The organism is Chryseobacterium sp. Leaf394, from assembly GCF_001424105.1.
GTDB lineage: Bacteria > Bacteroidota > Bacteroidia > Flavobacteriales > Weeksellaceae > Chryseobacterium.
In genome coordinates this window covers 1,678,873-1,685,612 of sequence record NZ_LMQH01000011.1, presented here as the reverse complement: position 1 = coordinate 1,685,612, position 6,740 = coordinate 1,678,873, and the positions used below count along the sequence as shown (strand labels likewise).

8 protein-coding genes are annotated in these 6,740 nt (G+C 34.3%); 3 read left to right on the top strand and 5 right to left on the bottom strand.

Features of this window, described 5'->3' with window-relative positions; genetic code table 11:
- Positions 1 to 60: 60 nt before the first annotated feature.
- The 3 genes from ASG21_RS12320 to ASG21_RS12310 all read left to right on the top strand — a co-directional run bounded on the left by ASG21_RS12320 (position 61) and on the right by ASG21_RS12310 (position 3,268).
- Entirely contained in the window at positions 61 to 1,551 is a 1,491-nt protein-coding gene (locus tag ASG21_RS12320; protein ID WP_056080407.1) for a hypothetical protein, read from the top strand.
- Positions 1,552 to 1,672: 121 nt separating this feature from the next.
- Positions 1,673 to 2,524 (top strand): AraC family transcriptional regulator, encoded by an 852-nt coding sequence (locus ASG21_RS12315; protein ID WP_056080404.1) that lies wholly within the window; start codon positions 1,673 to 1,675, stop codon positions 2,522 to 2,524.
- A 54-nt stretch (positions 2,525 to 2,578) separates the two neighbouring features.
- Positions 2,579 to 3,268: a YetF domain-containing protein gene (locus ASG21_RS12310; protein ID WP_056080399.1), complete on the top strand. Its 690-nt coding sequence runs from the start codon at positions 2,579 to 2,581 to the stop codon at positions 3,266 to 3,268.
- Positions 3,269 to 3,329: 61 nt separating this feature from the next.
- Here the strand turns inward: ASG21_RS12310 and ASG21_RS12305 are convergent, their stop codons facing one another.
- The 5 genes from ASG21_RS12305 to ASG21_RS12285 form a co-directional block, all read right to left on the bottom strand.
- Positions 3,330 to 3,746, bottom strand: a complete 417-nt coding sequence (locus ASG21_RS12305; RefSeq protein ID WP_056080396.1) for a hypothetical protein — start codon at positions 3,744 to 3,746, stop codon at positions 3,330 to 3,332.
- Between the two features lie 108 nt (positions 3,747 to 3,854).
- Positions 3,855 to 5,144: a deoxyribodipyrimidine photo-lyase gene (locus ASG21_RS12300; protein ID WP_056080393.1), complete on the bottom strand. Its 1,290-nt coding sequence runs from the start codon at positions 5,142 to 5,144 to the stop codon at positions 3,855 to 3,857.
- Positions 5,116 to 5,823 carry a lycopene cyclase domain-containing protein gene (locus ASG21_RS12295; protein ID WP_056080390.1) on the bottom strand — a complete coding sequence of 236 codons (708 nt, stop codon included), beginning with the start codon at positions 5,821 to 5,823 and terminating at the stop codon, positions 5,116 to 5,118. Before ASG21_RS12295 ends, ASG21_RS12300 begins: the two co-directional genes overlap by 29 nt.
- Complete coding sequence (locus tag ASG21_RS12290) at positions 5,820 to 6,278, bottom strand: sterol desaturase family protein (RefSeq protein WP_056080388.1); 459 nt, start codon at positions 6,276 to 6,278, stop codon at positions 5,820 to 5,822. The genes ASG21_RS12295 and ASG21_RS12290 overlap by 4 nt, the downstream gene beginning before the upstream one ends.
- A complete protein-coding gene (locus ASG21_RS12285; RefSeq protein ID WP_056080385.1) occupies positions 6,275 to 6,736 on the bottom strand; it encodes an SRPBCC family protein in 462 nt (153 codons plus the stop codon). Before ASG21_RS12285 ends, ASG21_RS12290 begins: the two co-directional genes overlap by 4 nt.
- Between the last annotated feature and the right edge of the window lie 4 nt (positions 6,737 to 6,740).

The following is a 6,740-nucleotide window of genomic DNA, read 5'->3' as shown; positions in this document are numbered from 1 at the left end:
TTTTTTTTTGTTTTGAATCTAAAATATATAAGGTTTATATTTGCACAAACAACGAACACGATGACCGAATCCGGACAGAAAAAGCTTCCCATTTTTGCATTTTTTATTGCCCTCATTGTCAAAATATTTTTCCTTCTCACGCATCACATTCAGGAAGACGCTTTCATCACATGGAGAGTCGCGCAAAATCTGATGGATTACGGTGTGATGGGTTTTAACGGAGTAACAAAAATTTCGTCCTCAACCACGCATCTGTATGTTTTTGTTTCCTATTTTTTCAATTTAATTTTCGGTAAAGAAAACTTTATAGAACCGTTAATGATTTTCAATTCGATACTTTTTACCATCGGAAGTGTTTTGCTTTCGCATTTGTTTTTTAAGGATAACAAAAACAAAGCAATATTCATCGTACTTTTCGGATTGTTGCCACCTTCCATAAAAATTTCAATTCTTGGGATGGAGTATGGAATTCTATTTTTTCTGGAAATGGCTCTGCTGTATTACGGATTCAAAAAAGAGAAAAAATGGGCAGTTCTGCTTTTGCCGGCGCTCATTATGTTTACAAGAATCGATACGGTGATTTTTCTCGGAATAACATTTCTTGTAGATCTCATCTGGACAAAAAAGATAAGATGGAATTATATTTTTGGAGGAATTATAGCCCTTGCAGTTTCACTTACCTTCAATTGGTTTTACTTTGGCGAAGTTGTAAATAATACTATTGTTGCTAAAAAACTCAGATATGACGGTAACTTTACTTTAAAACAAAACTGGGATTATTTCAATCTTAATTACGGTAATTTCTGGGGAATGATCAAGCTTCCTAACGATTTTAATCCTTTCACAATCATTATTGCAATTTTTGAATTGCTGTGTTTCATTTATCTTGTAAGAAAAAGAAACAACAGAAACTTTTTTCTTTGGATCATTTTTGTTTTTGGCTGGGTTAAACAGATTATTTTTCTTTCGCAGAAGAGTCTTTTTGATTGGTATTACTGGGTTCCGCAGATTCTTTTATTCGTTCCGGTTATTATTTTCATTCTTGAAATTAAAGAGAAGAGAAATCTTTGGCTGTCATTATTTGCCGTCTTTTACATTGTACCGATGCTTGCATTTCAGGCTGTACATTCAATAGCAACAGGAAACGGCGAGTGGAATTACCGCAGACACATTGGGCTTTATCTCGATATTTATGAAAAAGATAAAAATCAATGGATTTTGCTTGAGCCGGCAGGATATGTTCCTTACTTTTCACATTTAAAAACAATTGATGAAGTAGGTTTGGTGGATAAGGATATTCAAAATGAAATTGTAAAGGATAAAGACAATTACTGGCTGAATACCGTTAAAAAAAGAGATCCAAAATATCTTCTTTCCTACAAAAATCTTTTTACTGAGAAAGATTCATCATTTTACCATGAAAATTATAAGTTAATCAAAGAATTCAGAATCAAAGACCATTTACAGAGTCAAAATCCTTTGCTGGAGAAAATTTACCGTTTAAAGCCATCAGGAACCGATTATAATCTCTACGAAAAAATCAGAAAATAGATTTTGATACCGAATTTGATGAATCTGTGTTAATCTTTTAAAATTTAAGAGATTTGAAAGCGTTAAATCCTTTGCAAATAAGGGTTTTATTGCTAAATTTGCATCTTCAAAAATTTCTGAAATGACCCAACACGGAGAAGCTGATGAGCAAATAAAGAGAGTAGGATTTTTTATCAAATCACTTACAGAAATTATTGCAATCAATAATCACTCCCGGGTTTTTGCGAGTCATCAGTATTTTGCGATTATCATTTCTGCCGATGAGTTTACTTTAAAAACGGATGTTGGCGAAAGGATTGTCAGTTCAAGTTCTGTAGTTTATATCGGTCCGGGAAAAATGTTTCAGATTTTAGGTGAAATTACAGATAAAACTCTTTGCATTATTTTCAGATCCGGTTTTTACGAAAAGACGCCTCAGGACAGTTTTTTTATCAATTCAAAAATATTTTTTAACTCGACTTCCAATTTTTTTGTTGTACCACTCTGTGAAAGTTGCTTTGGTGAAAAGAAATCCCTTTCAAAAAGAGTAGAGGATTTTAAACTTCGCGATGAAAGTCTGTACATTTCTGCTGCACACAACTTTATAGAATCTCTGTTGCTGCATGCTTTTCAGTCTGAAGAGGAAAAAATCATCATTGATGATGAAAAATTTGAATTTGTATCTTATGTTAACCGCTTCAGGGTTCTGTTGCAGAGAGATTTTAAAGAACAGAAAAAAGTTTCCTATTACGCTGCAGAATTACAGGTTTCAGCCAGAAAACTCACAGAAATGTCTGAATATGTAAGCGGAAAAAAAGCAAAGCAATTGATTATTGAAAAAGTAATTAGAGAATCTGAAAATGCTTTGAGATTTTCTTCAAATACCATCTCTGAAATTTCTTATAACTTAGGTTTCAACGACGAAGGAAACTTCACAAATTTTTTAAAGAAGCACACTGGAAAAATTCCAAGCGAAATGCGTGAAATCGGGTAGGTGTTAATTCTGCGGCTTGCTTTTTGAAGTTTTAATTTGTTTTAAAATATAAATATGCAAATCGATTGGAATGAACTCATCATGGGCTCCGAAAGCTGGGATTTTCTCCTCCAGATTGTCATCCGTACTGTGGTAATGTTTCTCGTAATTATCTTCGGAATCAGGCTTTTAGGGAAAAGAGGTGTAAAACAACTCTCCGTTTTTGAACTGGTTGTCATCATCGGATTGGGTTCTGCAGCCGGCGACCCGATGTTTTACCGTGAAGTAGGGATTCTCTCCTCAATATTTGTATTTGCAGTCATTATCTTATTTTACTCTCTGGTAGTTTATCTGATTGGAAGATCCAAAAAAATTGAAATATTGCTGGAAGGGAAACCTATTCTGCTTATTGAAAACGGAGTTTTCGCCATTGAAAATTTTAAGAAAGAAAAATTGGGTAGTGATGAATTCTTTGCAGAACTGAGAATGAAAAGTATCTCGCATCTCGGACAGATAGAATCTGCAATTGAAGAGACTTCAGGCGAGATCAGCGTATTTTTCTACGAAGATGAAGATGTAAAATATGGTCTTCCTGTACTTCTGCACTCGCTGGAAAAATCTGTCACCACCTTTTCTGAACAGAAGCATTATTCCTGCACATTCTGCGGATTCACAGAAGTGAAATCAGTGGGCGCTGACAACACGTGTAAGAACTGCGGAAAACACCATTGGGTGCTGTCGGTTAACAGGAGAAGAATTACTTAAACATAAAAAAAGCTCTGAAAAAATTATCAGAACTTTTTTGTTTTTGGAAAGAATTTGCAGTTTACACTATAGCTGTATTTTCTTTTTTGATGCTGTTAAAAATTGGTTTTCCAATAAGGCTCGAAAAAATATTCTGAACTTCGTGGATGTATCTGCATCTCACAGAGTTTCCGTAAATTTTTAAACCTTCAAGAAGCTTCTTCGCAGTCAGATCAAAATCATATTTGATGAACTGTTCAGGTCTTTCATATCTTATTCTCTGCTCTGAGCTGTAAGTTTTTGAGAAACCGAGCTTCTGTAACCAATCTTCATCAATCAAAATCGGCTTGATGTTCTCAGCCGGTACTGTGAAGCTTTCTAAATCATTATCAATTTTCACAAAATACTGTCCTTCATTCGGCTGCAAAATTTCCTTTACTGAATAAATCTGATTATTATATTTAACCAAATTTGTAATTTTAAGATCTGTGATATTCATAGTGATGCTGTATTAATGGTGTATTGACAGTATTACAAATTATATGCCCCAATAATATTATTGTGGTATTCAGACAGATTTTAATCAACTTTTAATTGATTTCTAATTTTAATTTTCTTTCACTGCCTTTTTGTAGACCTCCAGTGCTCGGGCGCGTGCAGATTTATGCTCAACCACTGGCTCTTCACTGTAATCTTTCGGCAACCATTCCCCACGGTACTTTCCGTCTTTGTCAAACTTTTTTTGCTGCTCTTCAGGATTGAAAATTCTGAAATAAGGAGCGGCATCGCAACCGCAACCTGCTGCCCACTGCCAGTTTCCGTTATTGGATGATAACTCGTAGTCCAGAAGTTTTTCTGCGAAATAGGCTTCGCCCCAACGCCAGTCTATCAGAAGATGTTTTGTAAGAAAACTTGCGGTCACCATTCTTACTCTGTTGTGCATGAAACCGGTTTCGTTGAGCTGTCTCATTCCCGCGTCTACCATTGGATAGCCGGTTTTACCTTCGCACCAGAGTTTAAATTCCTTTTCATTATTCCGCCAACGGATGTTTTCATATTTATCTTTAAAACAATGATTCACGACTTTTGGGAAATGATATAAGATCTGCATGAAAAACTCTCTCCAGATCAGTTCATTGAGCCAGACTTCATTGTGTTCAGAAGCAAATTCCACGCATTCTCTTACGGAAACTGTTCCGAAACGCAGGGCAACTCCGATATGAGTTGTTGCATCCAGTCCTGGAAAATCCCTTGTTTTATTATAATCAGTTATAAGTTTTTTGGAAAGTTTGGGCTCAGAAAATTCTATCTCTGTTTTCTCAAAACCGATTTCCTTTAAACTTAAAATTTTAAATGATTTATTTTGATTGAAGTTTGAAAAATTGGTTTTCCTATTTTGAAATTTTACCTGTTTAAAGGCTTCTTTCCACTTTCTAGAATAAGGTGTATAAACGGTATAAGGTGAACCGTCATCTTTTACAACTTCATCTTTGTCGAAAATAAGCTGATCTTTAAAATCAAGTAATTTTATATCTTTCTTCTCAAGAAACTTTTTGATTTCCTCATCTCTTTTAATCGCCTGAGGCTCATAATCCCTGTTAACAAAAACCGTTTCTACATCAAATTCTTCAGTGATTTTTCTGAATGCTTCAAGTGGTTTCTCAAAATACGTTTTGATGCTGCTACCGTGTTCTTTCAACTCGTCATTCATTTTTTCCAGTGCCTGATGGAAATAATCTACTCTTTTATCAGATTTATTTTCAAGATGTGAAAGTATTTCTTTATCAAATATAAATACAGGTAAAACTTTGTTGTCCTGCTGTAAAGCTTCAGAAAGTGCAGTGTTGTCGTGTAAACGCAGATCTCTTCTAAACCAGAATATATTTATTTTGCTCATATTTTTTAAACTTTAAAAAGAAAAAGAGATTCCAGAGAATCAATGCAAGACCGTAGAAAAAGTCTTCAACAGGAATGGTGAGAATTCTGAATCCCATGAATTCTTCTGAATTGTAATTCACAACAGGAGAGGGCAGTCCGGTTCCGGTAAGCAAACCGTTCACTACCAAAAAACCGGGACTTAAAATTAAATAAATAATCACAGCTTTTCCCAGCCAGTCGGCTTTCAGAATATATTTTAGAACCAAAATACTCAAGGCACAGACTACAAACGCCGTGAAAGTATAAAGCTGCTCATAAAAGTATGTGGCGAGCGCCAAAAGTACAAATGTAATGATATGTAAAAGTGTATTCTCAATCTTTTTAACCCAAGAAAAATTAAAGAATTTATCTAAACAGAAATATGTGAAGATGCACGAAAACGGAATGCAGATAAAAAAAAGGATTTCTTCTATTGGTAGATTATAAACAAGTACTCCAAGCGTATATTCATGGCTGAACCACCAGACTTTTTTTGCTGTAAAAATGATATCCCAGACAATGAAAAACAGCGCAACAAAAATTGATGACAAAATAAAAGCCCTGAAATATTTGTTGAATTTTATCTTTGGATGAAACGAAAAAATAAAACAGATAATGACTGCAAAAAAATTAATCAGCAAATAAGTGAACTGCATCATTTTTTATCTTTTTTTAAAAACATTTTAAAATATTTTACAGGAACCCAAAGAAAACCATAACATTCGCCATGCTCCTTCCCGGTATGTTTGTGATGTTGTTTGTGAGCTCTTCTAATCGCAAGAAGATAAGGATTCTGCGTATTTCTTAAAATTTTAAACCGCTGATGAATAAAAATATCATGAACAAAAAAATAAGACATTCCATAGAGTGTAATTCCTAAAGCAATGTAGAAATATTCATTAAAACCATTGATGGTTCCGAAATACATCAGGATGATAGTGGGGATGGCAAAAATCAGGAAAAAATAATCATTGCATTCAATATGCCCTTCGTTGGAATGATCATGATGATCTCTGTGAAGAAACCACATAAAACCGTGCATCACATATTTATGGATGCACCAAGTTATTCCTTCCATTGTGAAAAATGTGATGATGACAATTAAAAAATTCATCTTTTGTTAAATTTTGTTTCAAGGATTTTGTAGCGGTAATTGAAAATATTTTCAAGCTTATTTTTTACCATAATTTTATGGGCAATTTCACCCAAAAAGCCAAGAGGAAGTTCGTAGGTAACCGTATCTGTCATCAGAACACCTTCTTCGTTAGGTACAAACTCATGATGATGATTCCAAAGTTTGAAAGGTCCTTTTTTCTGAAAATCAGTAAAGCTTTTCTCTTTATCGACCTGTGTGATTTCTGTCTGCCATTTCAGTTTAATTCCAAAAAGTGGTGAAACGAAATAATCGATGATCATTCCTTCATAAATTTCATCATCGGTTATTTCTGTGAGTACAATGAATTTCATATCATCAGGCGTAATCTCGGAAAGATTTTTTGCTGCCGAGAAAAATTTCCATGCTGTAGAAATATCACATTTGAGCTGTTGTGTACGTTGGAGTGTGTGAACCATAGTT

Excerpts from the sequence above, each read along its gene's own strand:
- ASG21_RS12285 (WP_056080385.1), bottom strand. The coding sequence starts at position 6,736 with ATGGTTCACACACTCCAACGTACACAACAGCTCAAATGTGATATTTCT.
- ASG21_RS12320 (WP_056080407.1), top strand. The coding sequence starts at position 61 with ATGACCGAATCCGGACAGAAAAAGCTTCCCATTTTTGCATTTTTTATT.
- ASG21_RS12315 (WP_056080404.1), top strand. The coding sequence starts at position 1,673 with ATGACCCAACACGGAGAAGCTGATGAGCAAATAAAGAGAGTAGGATTT.
- ASG21_RS12290 (WP_056080388.1), bottom strand. The coding sequence starts at position 6,278 with ATGAATTTTTTAATTGTCATCATCACATTTTTCACAATGGAAGGAATA.
- ASG21_RS12300 (WP_056080393.1), bottom strand. The coding sequence starts at position 5,144 with ATGAGCAAAATAAATATATTCTGGTTTAGAAGAGATCTGCGTTTACAC.
- ASG21_RS12305 (WP_056080396.1), bottom strand. The coding sequence starts at position 3,746 with ATGAATATCACAGATCTTAAAATTACAAATTTGGTTAAATATAATAAT.
- ASG21_RS12295 (WP_056080390.1), bottom strand. The coding sequence starts at position 5,823 with ATGATGCAGTTCACTTATTTGCTGATTAATTTTTTTGCAGTCATTATC.
- ASG21_RS12310 (WP_056080399.1), top strand. The coding sequence starts at position 2,579 with ATGCAAATCGATTGGAATGAACTCATCATGGGCTCCGAAAGCTGGGAT.